We start from the raw sequence: 21,064 nt of genomic DNA on the forward strand, positions 1-21,064 counted from the left end.
ACAGCGATCAGTAATCCCGCTCGAAAAAGATACCAAGGGACGTGTTGCTATCCGCCTCGACCGAGCCTTTCGCGGTGATATTCGGCGTCAGATCAATGTTGAGCGAGATCGCAGCGCCGCCCGCGCCACCGACAGTGACGTCCGTATAAATGTTGTCCGACAGATACTTACCAGCTCGCACCGCTGCGTTGCCGTCCTCATCCGTGGTCACGTCGAGATCATCAAGATCAAAGGACTGGCGCAGGTTTGAGATGATCCCGGCCCCGCCATTGCCCGCAAGCGTGGCGACGGCGTTGGCCAATTGAAGCGCCTGAAACGCCGAGAGTTGCGAGGCGTCGCGACCAAAGAAAACCTGGGCGAGCACCTCATCCTGGGGCGCGTCGGGCGTGGCTTCAAAGCGGACCGTCGGCTCGGCGGCGGGGCCGTCAAGGATCACGCTGGCCGTGCCGGTGGCAGTCTCGGTGATCGCGACGAAGCGCAGGAACGGCTCGAAGCGGCCTTGCAGCTGGATCGCGCCTTCGTCCAACTCAAAACGTTTGGAGAGCACATCAAGGCGGCCCCGGATCAGCTCAAACCGACCGGTGGAGATGATATCAGCGCTGGTGCCGGTCAGGCGCAGGGAGCCGCCAAGCTCGGCGTCCAGACCACGGCCGCGCACAAAAATACGAGAGGGCGCGCGGACCAGAATGTCGAGCGGAAAGGCGGGGCCACCGGCTGTCTCGCCCGTGTCTTCGGGCAGCAGACCGGCGCGGTCAAGCGTGCGCATCACGGGACGTGGTGCGTTTTGGTGGGTGATCTCTGGCAGGGCACCGAAGGTCGAAATGCCAGAGGCAGGCACTTGGACGATCGTCTCGCCCACGTCGATCTGTCCCGCGATGCGCGCACCACCGCGCAGACCGCCGTTGATGCTAAGCGCGCCATTCAAAGTCGTCTCATAAAGCGTCGGATCGACAACTTTCATCCCGTTCAAGGCGATGCTCAGATCAGCAGGGAACGCGCCGGACAGCGTGATCGGCCCGGTGACGCTCACGTTGCCGCCCTCAAGCACATCGGCATTTGCCTGCAGGTTCGCGACCCCGCCACTGAGCCCGATCTGAGCGTCGATATCGCCAAATCCGATGCGTAAGGCGGGGGCCACGAAGCGCGCGTTCGAGGTCGTGATCGTGCCGGACACGGCGTTCAATGCCGGGGCACCATTCACGGCCAAATCAAACTGCGCCGTGCCTTGCAGATTGTTCGGACGCAGGGCCGGATTGGCCAGCCCCAGCGGCGCTGTTCCGTTGACCGAAAGGTTCAAACGGCCGCTCGGCGCGATGGTTCCGGAGACAGTCGAACTGGTGCCGGACGGGCCATCAAGGGCCGTCTCTATTGCCCATAGCTCACCCTGCTGACGGGCCGTCCCGTCGATGCGAAGGGGGCCGGGCAGTTCGACGACGAGGGGCGAAAAGTCGGGGATGCGAGCGGTGTAGCGCAGGTCAATCCCGGCGTCGTCGGACGCTGTGCCATTGACGGTGGCGGTTGTGCCGTAGGGGCCGGTGCCTTGGGTCTCGAATGTCCAGCGACCTTCGGCCTGACGCGCGGTGCCCGTCACGGTTAGAGGACCGTTGATCCCGGGGGCAAGCAGGTTGGCGTTGGCCAGTCGCGTGTCGAACTGAACCTGCCCGGTATCTGTCGCCAATGTGGCCGAGGCAGTGGCACCAAGTTGCGGGTTTTCAATCTCCAGACGGCTGATTTGCAGTCCCGCTTCGTCACGCTTGGCGGCAATATCAAGCTGGGTCGTGCCGCGCAAAAGCGTATCTGCTTGCGCGATCCCAACGCTCAGATCGCGCGCCTGCCCAGTCAGTGTCACGTCGAAAAAGCCGCCCAACGCAGCACTGCCCTCAGCCGCGAGCGTTGCCGAGCCGCTGAGAGGCTGGCCCACAAGCGGGGCAAATGCGCTGAGGTCTTGCGCGGTAATATCTGCGTCAAAGATGGTCTCAAAACCGCTGGCGAGCGCGTTGATTGCCGCCTCCCCGGTGAGCGACCACGTCGCCCCTTCCGTGGACAGATCGGACAGCTCGAGCGGGCGACCTTCGAGATAGCTCAGATCAACTGCGCCGGTCACATCGCGCCCCACCGCACGGGCCACATCGGGGTCGGCAAAGTCGATCTCATTGGCGGAAAACCGAAGGGCTGCAATCACTTGCCCGATGGCATTCACATCACCTTGCAACGTGCCACGCGCACCAAGGCTGATCGTCTCGACCTGCACATCGGCGCGGTTGAGCGCGCGCAGCTGGATCCCGCCCCGGAAGGCATCGCCCTGCGCCGCATCGAAGCGTAAGCGCAGGTTGGCGCTGTCGATCCGTGTCTCACCGCCCGAGATGGGCAGCAGCACCGGCGTGCCGTCTTGATTGGCAATTTCACCGTCGAGGACCAGCAAGGTCGGCCACGCATCCGCGTTAAGAGCGGCTTGACCTTGCAAGCTGAGCGCGCGGGTCTGCAACGACAGATCATCTAGTGCAAGCGCCCCATCCGGTGCGCGTTCACCACGCACGACCAAGCGGATATCATCGCCAAAGAAGTCACGATATTGCGGCAGGAACAGTGCGGTGACATCGCCGTTCAGCGCGGCATCGAAACCCAATGGCGCAGGCGCACCTTCGGCCTCGGGTGTGCCGTCCACAAGGGTCAGCGTGCCCGTCAAGCGATCCGCGCCATCCGTGGCAAGGCCGATATCGGCTGTGAAGTCCGACAAAGTTCCGTCGCCAACAACGCGCAGATCAAGGCTGGGCGTGTTAGGCAGCCCCATCAGACGGGCCGCGATACCATCAGCCCCTTCGCTAAGCAGCAGATCAATCTTGAGCGCGCGGTCCCCCGCAGTGAAGGCAGCGTCCAGCGTCAGCTCGCCAGTTTTGTCATCAATACGCGTGGCGTTGAGTTGCGCCGAACCGGAGCCATCCGCCAATTGCGCATTTCCTTCGAGCGAGAGGGTCGCGGCCTCCCCCAGGATCGGGGCACCAAGAGAGATTTCGTCGATGTCCAGAGTGCCGATGCGGATGGAGACTGGCAAATCAGGCAGCGCAAACGGGGTCGCTTCGGGATCGGGCACATTTGTTTCCGGAGGCAACGGCGCACGCGGCAGATCAATGGATGCCGCCGACAGCTCGTTCACCTCGATCCGCCCGCGCAGCAAGGCAGAGCGGTTCCAGTCCACCACCACATCTGTCAATGTCAGCCACACCCCGTCGCGATCGGAAATCGTGATCCGCGCGATGGAGGCCGCACTGCTGAACGCCCCTTCAAACCCTTCGATACGCACGTCGCGACCCTCGCCGCCCAGCGCGTCTTCAAGCACGCCCGCAAGGTAGCCGCGATCCTCGGCCTCTTCTTGTGCAAAGGCCGCGAGGGGAAGCATCAGACAAAAAAGAAAAACGAGGAACCGCATCAAAACGCCTGCCCAATTCCGATGTAAATTTCAAAGCCGTCAGTATCATCCGGACCACTGACAGGCACCGCCAGATCAAGCCGGATGGGTCCGATGCCAGTGTCGTACCGCACCCCGGCGCCCGCCCCCGCATGCCATTCGCCGGACGTGCCGTCGGGGAATTCCTCAGCGCCGATATAGCCCATATCGTAGAACCCTACGACGGATAGGTTGTCGCCGGTTTTGACGCGCAACTCGGTGGACAGCCCCAGAAAGGAGCGTCCCCCGATGGTAACGTCATCTTCCAGATCGACACCGAGCGACTGATATTCATGCCCGCGGACTGTCCCGCCACCTCCTGAGAAGAACAGAAAGTCAGCGGGGGCTTCTTCGATATCCGGCCCAGCAACAGAGCCAAGCTGGCCACGCACCGCGAAGGTCACGCGATCATCTACGCCGAAACTGCGATAGGTGCGCAGGTCGAGAGAGGTGCGCAAACCACTTTCGGTGCCCGACAGCCCCACGAAAGGGGTCAGTGCGAGTTGGCCGTAAAACCCGGCAGTGGCGTTGAGGCGGTCATTCCGCTCGTCAAAGGTGCCGACGGCGGGGAATGTCAGGATCGTGTAATCGCGTTCGCCCAGATCATCTTCGATCTCGGCAGCCTGGTAACCGATGCCGACGCTGAACTCGCGGGATTCTCCGGCAAAATAGGTGGCTCCCCCTTCGAGAGCGAAGCGGCGGGAAAAGAGGTTTGGATCGTCGATCTGCTCAAGACGGACAAGCGCGTAGGCTTCAAGGTCAGGCAGATAGGTCGCCGGGCGCGACAGCCGGGCGAACAGGCGATAGTCAGGGCCTTCCTCACCCGCCCCGATACCGCCGACCTCGGCCTCTGCCACGAACCGCTCTGCGCCGCCGAAGAAGTTGCGGTGCAGCCAGGAGGCAGACACGCCAAGCCCGTCCAGCGACGAAATCTCGGCTCCGAAGCTGAGGCGACGCGGCGGCTGATCTGTGATCTGCGCTTCGATATCAAGTGTCCCGTCGGGATTGGCTGTTTCCGCCTCGGTCAGCGCGGCAACGCGGAACGTGCCTGTGCGGCGCAAGCGCGTCTGGGATTTGGCGACCGCGTCAGGATCAAAGACGTCGCCAGTCGGCAGGCCCGCGATTTCGCGAATCCGGTCCGGGCGGACGGCGCTTTCAGAAGAGATATCCAGCCGCCCGAAACGCAAGCGCGGACCGGGGTCCAAGCGCACATCCACATCAAGCGCACGGTCAGAGTGACGCGCTGTGATCTGTTGTTGATCAACGGCGGCCTTGGCGTGCCCGATCTGGCGCCAACCTTCGATAGCAGCGGCAACACCGTCTTGCAGCGCGGAGACCGATGCGGTCTGACCAGAGGCGAAACTTTCGGGCAGTTCGGTGCGACGGGCCAAAGGCGAGATGCGGGTCTGACCAAGGGCGAAGACCGGCCCCGGCGTCACGGTGATAACGGCGCGGTTGATCCGCGCGGGGGCTGCAATCGGTGGGATGCTCGCCGCTTCGCGCCCATCCAGCGAGATGGTGATCGCAGGGCCAAACCGGCCTGCCTCATAGAGCACCGTGACGAGCCGCGCATAATCGGCCTGCGCATTGGCCAGAACTTCGATGGGCGCTGCGGGGTCTTCTTCCTGCGCGGTCTGCACCAACAAAGAGGCGTTGCGCAGCTTTTCGGCCAAATCATCGTCTATGCCGGGTGTGCGAAGATCAACATCCAGCGCGGCAGCGCCACTGGCCAGCACGCATGCGAAGACCAGATGCACAAGGTAAATTCGGAATAACAAAAGAGAGGTCCCCAGAAATCTCAGCAGCATATACGCATCATCTTAGCGGATGGTTTCGGCAATGTATCGGCTCATTTCCGGCGTTACACAGGAGCCGGCACGATCCAGCCCGTTATCGTTTAATGCACGAGAGGGCAAAAGGATCCCTACCAAATTTTGAAAAGGCGTCATGAAAGCGTCATCAGAACGTCATTGAGGCTCTGCACGACGGGTCGCAGACGAACCTGGAGGATGTCTGATGACGACTTTGAAAACCCTGTTTTGTGCGAGTGCATTTGTGATGGGCGGCGCGGTCGCGATGGCCGATGTGATCGAGATGGGCCCCCGCCCCTACTACCTGATCGACCGTATGGAAGCCGGTCCGCTGAAGGACAAGCTGATGTCCTGCATGGGGCAGGATGTGGTGCGCACCGATTTTTCAATCGGGCATCGCGGCGCGCCGATGCAGTTCCCCGAGCATACCGTGGAAAGCAATGTCGCCGCCGCACGGATGGGCGCGGGCATTCTGGAATGCGACGTGACCTTTACCAAAGACAAAGAATTGGTTTGCCGCCACGCGCAGAACGATCTGCACACAACGACGAACATCCTCGCCTCTCCCTTGGCAAACACATGCGTGACGCCGTTCTCGCCTGCCTCGGGTGACACCGACGCTGCAGCCGAGTGCCGCACATCCGAGATCACGCTGGCCGAATACCGCACGCTGAACGGCAAGATGGATGCCGCCAACAGCAAAGGCACCACGGTTGAAGAGTATATGGACGGCACCGCAGGCTGGCGCACCGATCTTTACTCCGCCGAAAAAGGCACGCTGATGACCCATGCAGAGTCGATCGAGCTTTTCAAATCGCTGGGCGCCAAGTTCACGCCTGAACTGAAGACGCCTTCGGTCGAGATGCCGTTCGATGGCTTCTCGCAGCAGGACTACGCGCAAAAGCTGATTGATGAATATGAGGCTGCCGGTATCCCCGCCTCGGATGTCTGGGCGCAGTCGTTCAACTTGGAAGATGTGCTCTACTGGATCGAGAACGAGCCGGAGTTTGGCGCGCAGGCGGTCTATCTTGTGGATCACTACAATGAAGAGGGTTTCGATCCGCAAGACCCGGCAAGCTGGCCGCGCCCCCTGGCGGAGTATGCCGAGCTGGGTGTGAACTTCATCGCGCCGCCCACATGGATCCTTGTCGCGGTCGAGAATGGCGAAATCGTGCCGTCGGAATGGGCCAAGCAGGCGCAAGCGGCTGGGCTGAATATCATCACCTGGACCATCGAACGCTCTGGCCCGCTGACCACAGGTGGCGGCTGGTATTACCAGACCATCGAAGAGGTCACCAGCAGCGACGGCGTGATGTATGAGCTGATCGACGTGCTGGCCCAAGACGTTGGTGTTGCTGGCATTTTCAGCGATTGGCCTGCGACCGTCAGCTATTACGCAAGCTGCATGGGTCTGGACTGAGCCACCTCGATGTTCTGGGTGGCGGGATCGCTGCGCCAGAATGTCGCAAAAAAGAGCACCCGAGCGGGAACCAAACCCTCGCTCGGGGCTTGTCCTTCTGCACCGATCGTTTTCGGGCGCTGCTTGTATGAAGGACCACACCCATGAAAGCACTTCTATTCGGATCAATCGGGACGTTGATCGAAACCTCCGAGCTTCAACGCCACGCGTTCAATATGGCCTTTGCGGCGCATGGTCTGGAGTGGCATTGGGACCGCGACGCGTATCGCAAGATGCTCAAGGATGCAGGCGGCGCGGACCGGGTGATGCGCTATGCCGACGCGCGGGGCGAACAGGTTGATGCGGGACGCATCCATCAAGCCAAGTCGCGTATCTTTCAAACCGCACTGATCCATGGTCGTCTGCCCTTGCGCCCCGGCGTGCCGGAAGCGCTTCGACACGCGCGGGAAAGCGGCGTGATGCTGGGCTTTATAACCACCACGTCGCGCGCCAATGTCGATGCCGTGCTTGAGGCCGCCGCCAGTTCCGGCGTTGTCGAGATCTTTGACCGGATCACGAGCCGCGCCGATGTCTCTGCGCCCAAGCCAAACCCGGAATGCTACACTCAAGTGATGGCTGAACTTGGCCTGCCCGCCAATGAGATCGCTGTCATCGAGGATAACGCCGATGGCGTGGCCGCTGCTGTTGCCGCTGGCTTGCGGCCCATTGCGTTCATGGGCAAGAACACGCGCGATCATGCGGTTCCGGATGCCCTCAGTGTTCAAACGGATCGGCTTGATCTGTCGGTCTTGGACACCCCCGAAGCCGCCGCCTGAGCGGTGCGGTTTTTCAAAGCCAGCGGCGATCTACGGAATTGAAACAGCCCCTCGTTTGAGGCATAGTCTTGCTCAGAAGTGATTTTGGGCAAGACACCGGATCAATCCGGGCGGCCCCTTTGATCGAGGCAGAAACATGAAATATTTGACTATTCTCACCGTGCTTGTCGCGCTCTCCACCCCCGTATTCGCCACATTTGCCGAGGCAGGCCCCATAACGCGGGCCTGTTTGCAGTCCGACCGCAAGGCGGCCTCGCGCAGCTTGTGCAACTGCATTCAGAAGGCTGCGAATACGCATCTGTCGCGCGGAGATCAGCGCTTGGCGGCGAGTTTCTTCAAAGATCCGCACAAGGCGCAGGAAATCCGCCAATCGGATCGCCGCAGCCATGAGGTGTTCTGGAAGAAATACCGGGCCTTCGGCTCAACGGCTGAAACTTACTGCCGCCGCAGCTGATCTTTCAGCCCAGCGGCACAGCGTTCAATCAGATCCAACGCACCTTCAAAATCGCGCGTGTAATACGGGTCGGGGACTTCGGTCTCCGGCCCGTCTGCATAATGGGTGAAGAGTTGGACGGGCGTGGTGTTGTCTGCAGGGCGAAGCGCTTCGATATTGGCAATGTTCTCGGCATCCATAGCGATGATCAGATCAAAATCGTGGAAATCCTGCGCCACAAAGGCGCGGGCGCGCAAATCTGACAGATTGACCCCGCGCCGGATCGCAGCCTTCTGCATAGGCCCATACGGCGGATCACCCACATGCCAGCCCGATGTGCCTGCGCTGTCGGTAGCAACCTCGGGCATCTGCGCACGCACGACCCCTTCGGCCGCAGGCGAGCGGCAGATATTGCCAAGGCACACAAAGAGGATACGCTGGGTCATGCAATCAATATCCGCGAAAGGGCAACCATGGACAAGATCGTGATTCTCACCGGAGCAGGCATTTCTGCCGAAAGCGGGCTTGGCACGTTTCGCGACGAAAACGGGCTTTGGGCGCAGCACCGGATCGAGGATGTGGCGACGCCTGAGGGCTTTGATGCCAACCCCAAGCTGGTGCATGACTTCTACAATATGCGCCGCGCCGAAAGCGAAAAAGCATCGCCAAATGCGGCGCATACCGCCTTGGCCGAGCTGCAGAAATCCTTTGCGGGCGAGGTGATCCTGGTCACGCAGAACGTCGATGATCTGCATGAGCGTGGCGGGGCGGAAACGATGCATATGCACGGCTCTTTGGCCGGATCGCTTTGCGCGGCCTGCGGGCATCGTTGGCCCTCACCGCTTGAAACCCGGCCCGAAGACCCCTGCCCCAATTGCGCCCGTCCCGCGACGCGGCCTGATATCGTCTGGTTTGGCGAAATGCCCTATCAGATGGACGAAATTTACGCCCATCTGGGGGAGTGTGATCTGTTTGCAGCCATCGGCACCAGTGGGGAGGTTTACCCTGCTGCGGGCTTCGTGCAGCACGCCAATGCGAGCGGCGCGGATACAATCGAGCTGAACCTCGCGCCCTCCTCAACCGTGTCGCATTTTGCCCAGACGCGCTTTGGCCCCGCGACGCAAACCGTGCCAGCCTGGGTCAAAGAGCTGTCGGGAAAATAAGCGAAGGCCGGACCCTGAAAGGCCCGGCCCCCGTTCGCATGAGCGGCGGGGTTTAGCCCGCTCGAAGAAGGACGCTCTTAGTGGTCGTGGCTGCCGTGGCTGTGATCGCCGTGTCCGCCATGAGCGCCGTCTTTCGGCTGACGCTCCAGATCGACGGGGATCTGAACTTGCACATCACCGGCCTTCTCGAAGGTCAGCGTGACGTCGATCATCTCGCCCTGCTCAAACGGCTCGTTAAGCCCCATGAACATGACGTGCTTGCCGCCGCGCTTGAGCATGATCGTCTCGCCTGCTGCGATCTCGAAGCCTTCCTCGACTTCGACCATGCGCATGACGCCGTTTGCATCCTCAAGATGGGTGTGCAATTCGACGCGCTGCGCCACGTCCGAGGTTGCCGAAATCAGGCGGTCATCTTCGTCCGAATGGTTCATGATCCCCATGAAGGCCGCGCCGGATTTAGCCATCGACGTGGCGGAGCGGGCATAGGGATCATCCACCATGATCTTGGCCATATCTGCAGCAGCAGGCAGGGCGAACGCGGTTGCGGCAATGGCCGCCAGAAGAGTGGTTTTCAAAGACATATCCGTCTCCTTAGTTTGAAATTTCAACGTGTTAGGTAGATTTCAAACCAAAGGGGGATCGCGCGCTTGAGCTTTGCGCGGTTGTGCTTTGCGGGCCAACGTGTCTGCAGCATCGAAGCGGATCGACTGGACCGCGCAGAGGTCCTCAACAACCGGCGCGTGGCCTGACACGGCGGCCAACAGTGTCATGGCACAGTCCGGGCAGTAATGCGGCGCACCAACCGGATCACCGTTTTCATCGAAATGCATCACGACCGGCCCAGAACCGGTGCAGAGCACCATCTGACCTGCCGCATCGGGTGCGGCGCGCGCCACAGCCAAGCTGGCCGAGGTCAGCACCATCAGCGCAACCATGAGTGGGATCAAAAGGCGGGGGAACGTCCTCATGATGCGATATTTAGGCGCGTCTTTGACGTAATCCAAGCGCCAAAACGACACGCCAAAAGCAAAAGGCCCCGTCTGTTTAGACGGAGCCTCTCTATTGTAGAAAAAGTCGAAAAATCAGAGGGCAGTTTCGCCAGCTGCTTTCGCCTTCGCAATCTCTTTCTTGATCTTCAGCGCGTTCGGGGACAGCTCTTCATCCTTGGCTTTCGCCATGAAGCGATCCAGACCACCGCGGTGATCGACCGTACGCAGCGCAGCAGCCGAGATGCGCAGTTTGAACGCGCGGCCCAGAACTTCGGACTGAAGCGTGGTGTCGTTCAGGTTGGGCAGGAACCGGCGACGGGTGCGGTTCTTGGCGTGGCTGACATTGTTGCCAGTCATCGGGCCTTTTCCGGTCAGTTCACAACGGCGCGACATAGCACTTCCTCGATCTCTTTGGGCCTCTCGGATACCCCTTGCATCCGCGGCACTCTCAAACAAAATGAGCCCTGCGTTGGCAAGGCCCCGAATTCAGTCCGGTTGACCTAAAACCATTTCCAGCGCCCGTCAAGCGATTCATCTGTCTGCTTTACGGGTTTTCCGCGTGTATTTGCTTGGCGCGTTGCTGTGCTTGGCGCGCCCAATCAGGATGACGCGGGGCAGCTTTTTCCGCAAGCCGTTCCCAATAGAGCGCGGTAATCCGGCAGGCGGCGCGGTGATCCGCCTTCAATGCGACGGCATCAAAGCCTTGAACCACCTGTTTTTGGACTTTGCCAATCGCGCGTTGCTCACGCAGAATATTCGTCGCCGGGTGCTGCCCCAAAGCCATCGGAACGCGTTTGATCTTGGGGAACGCCGCGGCGATCAGCGCCGCATGGGCGCTATCAAGCCTGTGGAACGGATCGTAGCAGATCACTCCACCTAGGTTTGGGTTGGCACTGTCTAATGCACCGGTTTCGGCGCTAAACCGTTTCGCTTCGCGCTTATAACGGGTCTCAAACGGAACCACAGCCCGGTCGATGCTGATCTGGGCCGAGATCAAGGCGACTTCATCAATGCCCAACGCGCCCGAGAGGCGCAGCGCGCCGTAGCCGCCCATCGAAAAGCCAATCGCTTTAACCTGATGAAAGCGTCCTCTCAACTTGGCTAAGGCCACTTCCAAAGCGGGTGTCGAGGCGTTGATGAACCAGTCATTCGCCTTCGTCTCAATATGCAATTGCGCAAAGCCCGCGTTCAGGAAGTTGCGCGCCGGGTCGCGGGGTTCGAAATCGGCTTTGCCCAGTTTGCGATTGTCGAAGGTGACGACCAGTCTGCGCGCGTCCAGCGCGTGAAGTGTGGCCCGCAAGCGATCATCCGCAAAAACCAATTCGGCCATGTCAGAGGTTTAGTTTGCTCAGAATATCGCGCACGGCGGTGCCGACGGTGGTGTGCCCGGTGGCGACTTTCTCGCGCAGCGTGGCCATGCTTCCCGCAAGCTCTGCATTCTCGGTGAGTTGCGCAAGCAACCCGTTGCGCACTGCTTCTTCAAACCAATAGACCGCTTGGCCAGCGCGCGCGGCGTCCCAATGGCCGGTTTCGCGGCGCCAATTGGCAAGGGTCTGCATCTCGTCCCAGACCGTTGCCAGCCCGTCTTCGTGCAAGGCAGAGACCATCATCGCCTTGGGGAAATCCTCGGGGTCTTGCGGACGCTTTCTGAGCAAACGCAAAGCACCGGTATAATCAGCGCAGGTGCGGGTCGCGGCGGGTTTCAGATCGCCATCGGCCTTGTTGATCAGGATCAGATCGGCCATCTCCATGATGCCGCGCTTGACGCCTTGAAGCTCATCCCCGCCTGCGGGGGCCAGCAGCAGCACGAACAGATCCGACATCTGCGCCACAACCGTCTCGGACTGACCAACACCGACCGTTTCAATCAGCACCACGTCAAATCCGGCAGCCTCGCATAGGCTGACCGCTTCGCGGGTGCGCCGCGCGACGCCGCCCAGATGCGTCTGGCTTGGAGACGGACGAATGAAAGCGTTGGGATCACGCGACAGGCGCTCCATCCGGGTTTTGTCGCCCAGGATTGAGCCGCCAGAGCGCGCAGAGCTTGGATCGACCGCGAGGACCGCAACGCGCAGCCCTGCTGCGGTCAGCATCATGCCGAACGCTTCGATGAACGTGGATTTACCAACGCCGGGCGTTCCGGACAGACCGATCCGCAGGGCTTGCTTGCCCGCTTTGCTGACCTCCGCCACCAAGGCATCAGCCTGCGTCCGGTGGTCCGCACGTCCGCTTTCGATCAACGTGATTGCGCGGGCCAGCGCGCGGCGGTCGGCGGCAAGGACGCCATCTGCGAGGGTCTTGGTTTCCATGGGTGTTTTCTGCACCGCACAGGCTGCGCCGTCCAGCGCTTAGGCAAAAAACGCATGGTCTGGCGCAGGGTTTGTGCCCATAAACAGCCCCATGACCGCGCTGCCCATCGAAGACGCCCTGCCCGATCTGATCGCCGTTTTGCAGCGGTCGCGCTGCGCTGTGCTGCAAGCCCCACCGGGCGCGGGCAAGACGACGCGGGTCCCGCTGGCGTTGCTGGACGCAGAGCTATGCGATGGCCGTATTCTGATGCTGGAGCCACGCCGCTTGGCCGCGCGGGCCGCTGCGGAACGCATGGCGCAAACTCTGGGCGAGCGTGTTGGCGAAACGGTGGGCTACCGGATGCGCGGCGAGGCGAAGGTGTCCAAATCGACACGGATCGAGGTTGTCACTGAGGGCATCCTAACCCGGATGATCCAGAGCGATCCGTCGCTGGACGGCATCGACGCAGTAATCTTTGACGAATTTCACGAACGCTCTTTGAACGCCGATCTCGGACTCGCATTGGTTTGGGAGGTTCGCGGCGCGCTGCGCGAGGATTTGATCGTTCTGGTCATGTCCGCCACACTGGACGCAGAACCCGTCGCGGAGATGATGGACGCGCCGGTCGTGACATCCGAAGGGCGCAGCTTTCCGGTTGAGATGCGCTGGCTGGAACGGCCTGTGGGCAAGAGTGTTCGTTTCGAGGCAGCCGTCGCGGCGCTTATCGAGCAGGCGGTAGCCGAGACCGAAGGGGGGGTCTTGGTGTTTCTGCCTGGGGAAGGCGAGATTCGGCGGGTTGAAGGGGCGCTAAAGCTGCCGGGCTGCGATGTACGACCGTTATTCGGGGCGATGGATTTCAAAGCGCAACGCGCGGCGATTGGGCCGTCAGAACGGCGCAAAGTGGTGCTGGCCACGTCGATTGCGGAGACCTCGCTGACCATTCCAGACATCCGCGTGGTCGTGGACGCAGGCCGCGCGAGGCGAGCGCGATTTGATCCAAACTCGGGCATGTCGCGGCTGGTGACAGAACGCGTGACGAAAGCCGAAGCCGTGCAACGCGCAGGGCGTGCAGGGCGCGTGGCGGACGGGGTGTGCTACAAGCTGTGGACCAAGGGCGAAGATGGCGGCTTGCTGGCCTTCCCCCCTGCCGAGATTGAGGCGGCAGACCTGACGGGGCTTGTCTTGGAACTGGCGCTTTGGGGCGCAGCACCCGGCGATCTGGCGTTTCTGACCGCACCGCCCGCGCGGGCCTTTGAAGAAGCGCAAGACTTGCTTCGGATGCTGGGCGCGCTGGACGCGGCGAACCGGATCACCGAACATGGCCGCGCGTTGGCAGCCCTCCCGCTGCATCCGCGCTTGGGCCATATGCTGACGGTTGCGGGCAAGGAGGCGGCTGTCTTGGCGGCTCTTTTAGCGGAACGTGATCCGCTCAGGTCGCGATCCTCGGATCTCATGGCGCGGGTGAAAGCGGTGGCCTCCCCGCCCGCCGACGCCAATCGTGGCGTGATCGAGCGGGTGCGCGCAGAGGCGAAACGGCTGGCGCGGATGGCCCCTGACAGCGCGGGGCTGGACGTGGCCGAAATGGCGGCACTGGCTTACCCGGACCGCATCGGGTTGCGCCGCAGGGGCGAAGCCCCGCGCTATCTGCTGTCGGGCGGCAAAGGCGCGTTTTTCGAGGGTGCCGATCCACTGGCTGGGCAACGGCTGATCGTGGCGACCGATCTGGACGGCGATGCGCGAGAGGCGCGGATCAGGCAAGCTGTCGCCATTTCGGAAAGCGCGGTGCGCGCCCTCTTTGCGTCTCGCCTGACGGTTGAGAAGCTCTGCCACTGGTCGAAACGCGAGCGTCGCGTTGTCTCGCGGGTGCAGGAAAAGCTGGGAGCCATCGCGTTGAGTGATCAGCTTTGGAAAGACGCGCCGGAAGAGGATGTTGCCCAGGCGATGCTAGAGGGCGTGCGCGATCTGGGATTGGTCTGGACCGATGCGGCACGGCGGTTTCAAGCGCGGGTGGCCTTGTTGGAGGATGTGCCAGACCTGTCGGATGACGCTTTGATGGAAACGTTGGAGGACTGGCTTCTGCCGCACCTCTCTGGCGTGAAAACGGACGCGCAGTGGCGGGGGTTCGATATCCTTCCTGCGCTGCGGGCGATGCTGGATTGGGGGCAGATGCAGCGGCTGGATCAGGCGGCTCCCGCGGCGTTTGAGACACCGCTGGGGCGCAACGTGCCGATTGATTACAGCGGCGAAGCACCAGAGATTTCCCTGCGCCTGCAAGAGATGTTTGGCGTGACCGCGCACCCGATGGTCGGGCGGCAACCGCTCAGGGTCACGCTGTTGTCGCCAGCGGGGCGACCCTTGCAGACGACCATGGATGTTCCGGGCTTCTGGGCCTCAAGCTACGCCGATGTGCGCAAGGATATGCGCGGGCGATACCCGAAACATCCTTGGCCCGAGGACCCGACGCAAGCCGATCCGACACTGCGGGCCAAGCGGCGGCGTTAGACGCCCAAGCACCAGCGCATGACGGCCTTTTGCGCATGCAGACGGTTTTCAGCCTCGTCAAAGATCACCGAATTAGGACCGTCCATCACAGCACTCGTCGCCTCTTCCTCGCGATGCGCAGGCAGGCAGTGCATGAAAAGGGCGTCCGGTTTGGCGTGGCTCATCAGCTCTTCATTGACCTGATAGGGGCGCAGCATGTTGTGGCGACGTTCCTTGGCCGATTGCGCGTCATGCATGGAGACCCACGTGTCGGCGACCACAAGATCCGCGCCTTCAACGGCCTTGAACGCGTCCCGTTCGATGATGATCTTCGAGCCTTTCGCGCGAGCCTCGTTCATGAAGACCTCCTCGGGGTCCAGTTGCGAGGGGCCTGTGAAGGTCAGGTCGAACCCGAATTGACCGGCGGCATGCAGAAAGCTGGCGCAGACATTGTTGCCGTCGCCCGTCCAGACAACCTTCTTGCCCTTGATCGGGCCGCGATGTTCTTCAAACGTAAGGATATCGGCCATGATCTGGCACGGGTGGGTGCGGTCGGTCAGGCCGTTGATGACGGGCACGGACGCGTATTCGGCAAGCTCCAGAAGGACGTCTTCGTCAAAGGTGCGGATCATGATCAGATCGACATAGCGCGAGAGCACCCGCGCGGTGTCAGCGATGTTTTCACCATGGCCAAGCTGCATGTCGGAGCCAGACAGCACCATCGTTTGCCCGCCCATCTGGCGCACGCCGACATCAAAGGACACACGGGTGCGGGTGGAGGGCTTTTCAAAGATCAGCGCAACCATGTGGCCTGCGAGCGGCTGCTCATCATCGGGCGCGCCTTTGGGACGCCCCTGACGCGCGGTCTTCATAGCCCCTGCGTGATCAATCATATGTCGCAAGTCGGCGGGGTCGGTTTTGTGGATGTCGAGGAAGTGGGTCATTTTTTGAACGTCGCTTTGAAGGACGAAGGCCGGGGGCGCTGCCCCCGGACCCCCGGAATATTTTCGCAAAGATGAAACTCAGGCGGCTTTTTGGGAAAGGGAGGTTGCGGCTTTGTCCAGACGGTGTGTCGCCTCGGCAATCTCGTCCTCGGTGATGGTCAGCGCGGGCAACAGGCGGATGACGTTATCGGCGGCCGGCACGGTGAGGAGACCCTCGGCATAGCCCGCTTGCACGACATCCACATTTGTTGCCTTGCATTTGAGGCCCAGCATCAGGCCCTGGCCGCGCACGCTGTCAAAGACATCTGGATGCGCAGCAATCAGCCCCTCGAGCTTTTGACGCAGCAAACCCGCCTTGCGGTTCACATCGTCCAGAAAGGCAGGATCCTTGACGATCTTGAGGACCGCGTTGCCCACAGCACATCCCAGCGGGTTGCCGCCATAGGTCGAGCCATGGGTGCCTGCTGTCATGCCGCTGGCTGCGTCTTCGGTGGCCAGCACCGCGCCCAAGGGGAAGCCACCGCCGATGCCCTTGGCGACCATCATGATATCCGGCGTGATCCCGGCCCATTCATGGGCAAAGAGCTTGCCAGTCCGGCCCACGCCGCATTGCACCTCGTCAAAAATCAAAAGCGTACCGGTCTCGTCGCACAGATCACGCAAGCCCTTGAGGCATTGATCGGGCACCGGGCGGATGCCGCCTTCGCCCTGGATCGGCTCAATGAGGACAGCGGCGGTTTTATCCGTGATCGCCGCGCGCACGGCATCATGATCGCCAAAGGCCAGATGGGTGAAACCGGGCAGAAGCGGGCCGAAACCATTGGTCATCTTCTCGGACCCGGCGGCGGCGATGCCTGCGGAAGACCGACCGTGGAAAGAGCCTTCGAACGTCACGATTTCGGTCCGCTCGGGTTGGCCTTTGTCATGCCAGTATTTGCGGGCCATCTTGACGGCCAACTCGCAGCTTTCCGTGCCCGAATTGGTAAAGAACGCCGTGTCGGCAAAGGTGCTGTCGACCAGCGTGTCCGCCAGCTCTTGCTGCTGAGGGATCTGATAGAGGTTGGAGACATGCCAAAGCTGGCTGGCCTGCGTGTTGATCGCGTCAACCAGCGCGGGATGGGCGTGGCCCAGCGCGTTCACCGCAATGCCTGCCCCCAGATCCAGAAAACGTCGCCCGTCCGCCTCAAACAGCCAGGAGCCTTCGCCTTTGACGAATGACAAAGGGGCGCGGTTGTAGGTCGGCAGAACGGACGGGATCATCTGAGAAGTCCTTATCAATAAGAAGGCCTGTTGGTGCCGCAGGGGCAAGGCCAAGTCAACGATTTTGAGGGGATGCGCAGGGTGCGCGGGGATCAAACGAAAGACGGGCGGCGCGTTAGCGTCGGCGTCGGGTCACGATATCTGTGCGTTTGATCATGAGCGCGTCATAGCGGGCGTGATGGGCGTTTGCCAAGGGTTTATTTCGGGCGTATGCGCGGGTCATGGACCACGTGATCCCCCAGAACCGGCCCTTGGCGATTGCACTGATGCTGTTGGCGGCCGTGTTCATCGCCGCCACGACGCTGATCGCCAAGATGCTGGGCGGCGCGGATTTCGGCGCGCCATTGCACCCTTTGCAGATCACCCATGGTCGGTTCATCTTTGCGCTTTTGGCATTGGGATCGGCCGCGCTGGTGCTTCGGCCAAAATTCGGCAAAATCCACTGGCGACTGCATCTTATGCGGACGACCTGCGGGGCGGGCGGTGTAACGCTGATGTTTGCCTCGGTCGCGTTCATCCCGTTGGCGGCCGCCACCGCGATCAGCTTTCTCAACCCGGTCTTTGCGATGATTTTCGCGATTTTCCTGCTGGGCGAGAAAGTGGGCCGCGTGCGTTGGTCGGCAGCGGCGATTGCCTTCACGGGCATGCTTTTGCTGCTGCGCCCCCTGCCCGGCGACTTTGAGCCTGCCGCCTTGCTGGCCTTGGGCGCTGCGGTGATCCTGGGGCTGGAGGTGATCTTCATCAAGCGGCTCAGCGGGGTCGAAAGCCCTTTTCAGATCTTGCTGGTGAACAATTGCATCGGGGTTGTGATCTCGACCATCGTTGTGCTGGCCGTCTGGCAAACACCGACGGCGGCGCAATGGGGGCTGCTGGCAGCGCTCGGTACGATGATGGCCGCGGCACAGACCTGCTTTGTGAACGCAATGAAACGGGCGGAGGCGAGCTTTGTCGTGCCGTTCAGCTATGCCACGCTGGTCGTGGCAGGGCTCTACGATTTTGCGTTCTTCCGGGTGGTGCCGGACGCGATTGCCCTGCTCGGCATGGCCACGATCCTGTGCGGCGCGGGCTTGCTGGCCTGGCGCGAGGCGCGGCTGAAAGAGGCCTAGCTTTTGATCCGGTAGCCGGATTTGAACCAGCGCCAACAGACCGACAGCACGAAAGCGGCGGTCACAAGACAGATCACCAGACCGAGGCGCGGATCGCTGTCTGACACGCCCAGCACCCCGTAACGTGCCCCGTCGATCATGTAGAACATCGGGTTCCAATGGATAAGCGTCGCCAGCACGGGCGGGATCGTCTCAAGCGAATAGAACGTGCCCGACAGGAACGCCAGCGGCGTAATGATGAAATTGGTGATCGCGGCCATCTGATCGAACTTGCGCGCAAAGACAGCGGCGATGATGCCGAGACCGGCCATGACGGCAGAGCCGACGATCGCAAAGACCAAAAGCCAGATCGGGTGCGCAACCGAGATACCCAGAAAGAGCAGCATGCCGAGCGCAATTGATACGGCCACGAAAAGACCGCGTGCGATCCCGCCTGTGACATAACCCATCACCAGTTCCAGCGGGGAGAGCGGCGGCATCAGCGTGTCGACAATATTCCCCTGCACCTTGGCGCTCACGATAGAGCTCGAGGTGTTGGCAAAGGCATTTTGTATCACGGTCATCATCAACAGACCCGGCGCGACGAAGGTGACGAATGGCACGCCCATCACGTCTCCGCGCTGGGGACCAACGGCGAGCGCAAAGATCAGCAAGAACAGACCGGCGGTGACCAAGGGTGCGGCCAGCGTCTGGGCCCAGACGTTCAGAAAGCGGCGGATCTCGCGCTCGGCCAGGGTTTTCGTGCCGAGCCAGTTCCAGCGACCGAACCGCCGTGTGCCCATTTCCAGTTTCTCTGACATTGCGCCCCCTCGCTTCACGCCTCGCGCTTGTAACCGATGCACGCAGTGGCTAAAATAGCAGGTAAGAGATTTTTCCAAGGCGGCCCTGCGAGAAACGAGGGGCCGCTTTTCTGATAAAGGAATTCGCATGTCCTGGACTGACGAGCGCGTAGAAGTTCTGAAAAAGATGTGGGGCGAGGGCCAGTCGGCCAGCCAGATCGCCAAGGAGTTGGGCGGTGTGACCCGCAATGCCGTGATCGGCAAAGTGCACCGTCTGGGCCTGTCGAACCGGGCGGGCGGCGGTGGCTCAAAGCCTGCGGCCAAGGAAAAAGCTGCGCCCAAACCCAAGGCAGCGGCGGCTCCGAAACCCGCGCCGAAGCCTGATTTGAAAACCGAACCCGCGATTGAGCAGAAATCTGCGATCCCCGCGCGCAAGCAGATCATTCCGGCAGGCCAACCCCTGCCCCCGCAGCCCTCTGCCAACGAGATCAGCCCCGAGGCCTTGGCCAAGGTCAACGAGGTCGAGAAGAAAGCCAAGAAGCTGTCACTGATGGAACTGACGGAGCGGACCTGCAAATGGCCCGTGGGCGATCCCGCGACCGAGGATTTCTGGTTCTGCGGCCTTCCGGTCAAAGCGGGTAAGCCCTATTGCGAGGCGCATGTGGGCGTGGCGTTCCAGCCGATGTCCTCACGCCGCGACCGCCGCCGTTGAGCGGGTAAAAGTTTTCAGAAAACTTTTGTCAAAACTCTTCATGAGAGTTTTCTGCTGCTCAGAACGAGACGCCGTAATAGGTGCAATACCTACCCTCGACCATGTGTTCTGATACTGTCATGGGATCGGTGCCGCGCTGGCACTGCCCTAACCTGCGCCCATACCGATCCGGTCCAAGATCCGTGCAGCGCAGGGTCTGACCAGCCACCAAGGCACGCATGGCACCTTTTGCCCGCGCCCCTTCTTGCGTACCCAGCTCTGCACAATCCAGCGCGGCCAAACGGATAACGACAACACCGATTTCAATTGTGTCGCCGTCCCTGACATGGGTCACCCGGCCTTCAATTATAGAGATATCTTCAGGCGGCGCACCGAGCGTCAGAAGCGCCCAGACAATTGCCAAGGCAACGAAGCTGAGCCCAAGGGCCGTAACCCGGTCTGGTCGCCGGGACCTAGCCCCGCGCCACAACCTGCGCCGCAATCCGCTTGAGCAGCGGTTCAGCCTGCTTGCGCGGCATGCCCGAGGTCAGCGCCGGATGGTAGAGCATTTGCAGCAAACGCTCGTCATGCTGGGTCAGCAGGCCAAACTCTTGATCGTCATTGAAGATTGAGGGGCGCGCATAATTGCAGTCATTGGGCAGGCCCATGCCTTGGGCCAGTTCCTCTTGAATGCAGGCGGTGCGCATCATGTCGGGATGTTCAGCCCGCACGATGGCCACGACCGACTGATAGCCGTTTCTGCGATCCGGGTAGGGCGACGCAATTACCATGCAGAAGTGATTGGGCTTCATCCGCTCGACCGCGCGGATCGACGCATTGCCAAGGTTCGGCACCATCTTGCGCAACGTTGTCGCCAGCGATTTCCGCTCGGCGTCATTCACGACAAGCACATGAAAATTCGACCCTTTGTTGGTCTGCGTGACCGGATGCCCGGTGATTTTCGACAGCCTTTTCATATAGGCTCCGATGGCGCGATTGTCCTTCAAACGCTGCTCAGTCGGCACGGAGGCCCCGAACACGACATTCATGCGCACCGGAACTTCCCAACGCATCACCGGCTTGCGGCTGCCCGATCCCGACGCGCCCAGCGACCCGCCATATTCGGAACGCAGCGCAATCTCGGCAAAGTCACGGGCCAGACGGTGTGGGGTCGATGGGGTGCCTTTCAAGGTCCGGTCCTGACGGAGCAGGCCTGCATTGATCAAACTGTCCTGCACGCGGGTGTAGTATTGGCCCAGCGACATGCCTTTCTCCATTCGGAACATCATCCGATTGGAGTCCGCCAAAGACGGCGTGGCGGTAACAGCCGCAAGAGAAGCAATCACAGACGCGATACAAAAGCGTTTGCACAACGACGCGGTATATTTCGGCACTACAGATTCCCCAAATTGCAGCAGGCACAGGCCTTACGATAACG

The 21,064-nt window shown here is 61.3% G+C and carries 20 protein-coding genes; 7 read left to right on the forward strand and 13 right to left on the reverse strand.

Going from position 1 to position 21,064, the window contains the following annotated elements:
• Positions 1–7: 7 nt before the first annotated feature.
• Positions 8–3,427, reverse strand: a complete 3,420-nt coding sequence (locus KUW67_RS16500) for a translocation/assembly module TamB domain-containing protein (RefSeq protein ID WP_224826433.1) — start codon at positions 3,425–3,427, stop codon at positions 8–10.
• Complete coding sequence (locus KUW67_RS16505) at positions 3,427–5,253, reverse strand: autotransporter assembly complex family protein (RefSeq protein WP_224826434.1); 1,827 nt, start codon at positions 5,251–5,253, stop codon at positions 3,427–3,429. The genes KUW67_RS16500 and KUW67_RS16505 overlap by 1 nt, the downstream gene beginning before the upstream one ends.
• A gap of 208 nt (positions 5,254–5,461) precedes the next feature.
• On the opposite strand from KUW67_RS16505, the gene KUW67_RS16510 reads away from it, so the two are divergent.
• The 3 genes from KUW67_RS16510 to KUW67_RS16520 all read left to right on the forward strand — a co-directional run bounded on the left by KUW67_RS16510 (position 5,462) and on the right by KUW67_RS16520 (position 7,945).
• Positions 5,462–6,676 carry a glycerophosphodiester phosphodiesterase family protein gene (locus tag KUW67_RS16510; protein ID WP_370635024.1) on the forward strand — a complete coding sequence of 405 codons (1,215 nt, stop codon included), beginning with the start codon at positions 5,462–5,464 and terminating at the stop codon, positions 6,674–6,676.
• 143 nt (positions 6,677–6,819) lie between these two features.
• Entirely contained in the window at positions 6,820–7,491 is a 672-nt protein-coding gene (locus KUW67_RS16515; RefSeq protein ID WP_224826435.1) for an HAD-IA family hydrolase, read from the forward strand.
• 136 nt (positions 7,492–7,627) lie between these two features.
• Positions 7,628–7,945, forward strand: a complete 318-nt coding sequence (locus KUW67_RS16520) for a hypothetical protein (RefSeq protein ID WP_224826436.1) — start codon at positions 7,628–7,630, stop codon at positions 7,943–7,945.
• On the opposite strand, the gene KUW67_RS16525 is transcribed toward KUW67_RS16520, so the two are convergent.
• Positions 7,927–8,370 carry a low molecular weight protein-tyrosine-phosphatase gene (locus KUW67_RS16525; protein WP_224826437.1) on the reverse strand — a complete coding sequence of 148 codons (444 nt, stop codon included), beginning with the start codon at positions 8,368–8,370 and terminating at the stop codon, positions 7,927–7,929. The genes KUW67_RS16520 and KUW67_RS16525 overlap by 19 nt on opposite strands.
• 27 nt (positions 8,371–8,397) lie before the next feature.
• Here KUW67_RS16525 and KUW67_RS16530 point away from each other — a divergent pair, with 27 nt between their 5' ends.
• Entirely contained in the window at positions 8,398–9,087 is a 690-nt protein-coding gene (locus tag KUW67_RS16530) for an NAD-dependent deacylase (RefSeq protein ID WP_224826438.1), read from the forward strand.
• 77 nt (positions 9,088–9,164) lie between these two features.
• Here the strand turns inward: KUW67_RS16530 and KUW67_RS16535 are convergent, their stop codons facing one another.
• The 5 genes from KUW67_RS16535 to meaB form a co-directional block, all read right to left on the reverse strand.
• Positions 9,165–9,668 carry a copper chaperone PCu(A)C gene (locus KUW67_RS16535; RefSeq protein WP_224826439.1) on the reverse strand — a complete coding sequence of 168 codons (504 nt, stop codon included), beginning with the start codon at positions 9,666–9,668 and terminating at the stop codon, positions 9,165–9,167.
• 42 nt (positions 9,669–9,710) lie between these two features.
• Positions 9,711–10,055 (reverse strand): hypothetical protein, encoded by a 345-nt coding sequence (locus KUW67_RS16540; protein WP_224826440.1) that lies wholly within the window; start codon positions 10,053–10,055, stop codon positions 9,711–9,713.
• A gap of 114 nt (positions 10,056–10,169) precedes the next feature.
• Entirely contained in the window at positions 10,170–10,469 is a 300-nt protein-coding gene (gene rpmB / locus KUW67_RS16545; protein WP_224826441.1) for a 50S ribosomal protein L28, read from the reverse strand.
• Positions 10,470–10,620: 151 nt separating this feature from the next.
• Complete coding sequence (locus KUW67_RS16550; protein ID WP_224826442.1) at positions 10,621–11,406, reverse strand: alpha/beta hydrolase; 786 nt, start codon at positions 11,404–11,406, stop codon at positions 10,621–10,623.
• 1 nt (position 11,407) lies between these two features.
• A complete protein-coding gene (meaB, locus tag KUW67_RS16555) occupies positions 11,408–12,385 on the reverse strand; it encodes a methylmalonyl Co-A mutase-associated GTPase MeaB (protein ID WP_224826443.1) in 978 nt (325 codons plus the stop codon).
• A gap of 91 nt (positions 12,386–12,476) precedes the next feature.
• On the opposite strand from meaB, the gene hrpB reads away from it, so the two are divergent.
• Positions 12,477–14,867 carry an ATP-dependent helicase HrpB gene (gene hrpB, locus KUW67_RS16560; RefSeq protein WP_224826444.1) on the forward strand — a complete coding sequence of 797 codons (2,391 nt, stop codon included), beginning with the start codon at positions 12,477–12,479 and terminating at the stop codon, positions 14,865–14,867.
• On the opposite strand, the gene argF is transcribed toward hrpB, so the two are convergent.
• Together argF and KUW67_RS16570 are read right to left on the reverse strand one after the other, a co-directional pair.
• Positions 14,864–15,790 carry an ornithine carbamoyltransferase gene (gene argF / locus KUW67_RS16565; RefSeq protein ID WP_224826445.1) on the reverse strand — a complete coding sequence of 309 codons (927 nt, stop codon included), beginning with the start codon at positions 15,788–15,790 and terminating at the stop codon, positions 14,864–14,866. The two genes, hrpB and argF, sit on opposite strands and share 4 nt — an antisense overlap.
• Before the next feature lie 78 nt (positions 15,791–15,868).
• Positions 15,869–17,050, reverse strand: a complete 1,182-nt coding sequence (locus tag KUW67_RS16570) for an aspartate aminotransferase family protein (protein ID WP_224826446.1) — start codon at positions 17,048–17,050, stop codon at positions 15,869–15,871.
• A gap of 221 nt (positions 17,051–17,271) precedes the next feature.
• Here KUW67_RS16570 and KUW67_RS16575 point away from each other — a divergent pair, with 221 nt between their 5' ends.
• Positions 17,272–18,156: a DMT family transporter gene (locus tag KUW67_RS16575; protein WP_224826447.1), complete on the forward strand. Its 885-nt coding sequence runs from the start codon at positions 17,272–17,274 to the stop codon at positions 18,154–18,156.
• Here the strand turns inward: KUW67_RS16575 and KUW67_RS16580 are convergent.
• The gene (locus KUW67_RS16580) at positions 18,153–18,956 is read right to left on the reverse strand and encodes an ABC transporter permease (RefSeq protein WP_224826448.1); all 804 of its coding nucleotides are present in this window, start codon (positions 18,954–18,956) and stop codon (positions 18,153–18,155) included. The two genes, KUW67_RS16575 and KUW67_RS16580, sit on opposite strands and share 4 nt — an antisense overlap.
• A 127-nt stretch (positions 18,957–19,083) precedes the next feature.
• On the opposite strand from KUW67_RS16580, the gene KUW67_RS16585 reads away from it, so the two are divergent.
• A complete protein-coding gene (locus tag KUW67_RS16585) occupies positions 19,084–19,647 on the forward strand; it encodes a GcrA family cell cycle regulator (RefSeq protein ID WP_224826449.1) in 564 nt (187 codons plus the stop codon).
• Between the two features lie 58 nt (positions 19,648–19,705).
• Here KUW67_RS16585 and KUW67_RS16590 read toward each other — a convergent pair whose 3' ends face one another.
• Positions 19,706–20,050, reverse strand: a complete 345-nt coding sequence (locus tag KUW67_RS16590) for a thermonuclease family protein (protein WP_224826450.1) — start codon at positions 20,048–20,050, stop codon at positions 19,706–19,708.
• A gap of 49 nt (positions 20,051–20,099) precedes the next feature.
• Positions 20,100–20,891 carry a DUF2927 domain-containing protein gene (locus KUW67_RS16595; RefSeq protein ID WP_224826451.1) on the reverse strand — a complete coding sequence of 264 codons (792 nt, stop codon included), beginning with the start codon at positions 20,889–20,891 and terminating at the stop codon, positions 20,100–20,102.
• Between the last annotated feature and the right edge of the window lie 173 nt (positions 20,892–21,064).

Origin of the sequence: Cognatishimia sp. MH4019 (genome assembly GCF_020177595.1) — a bacterium.
Classification (GTDB): Bacteria; Pseudomonadota; Alphaproteobacteria; order Rhodobacterales; family Rhodobacteraceae; genus JAHTBL01.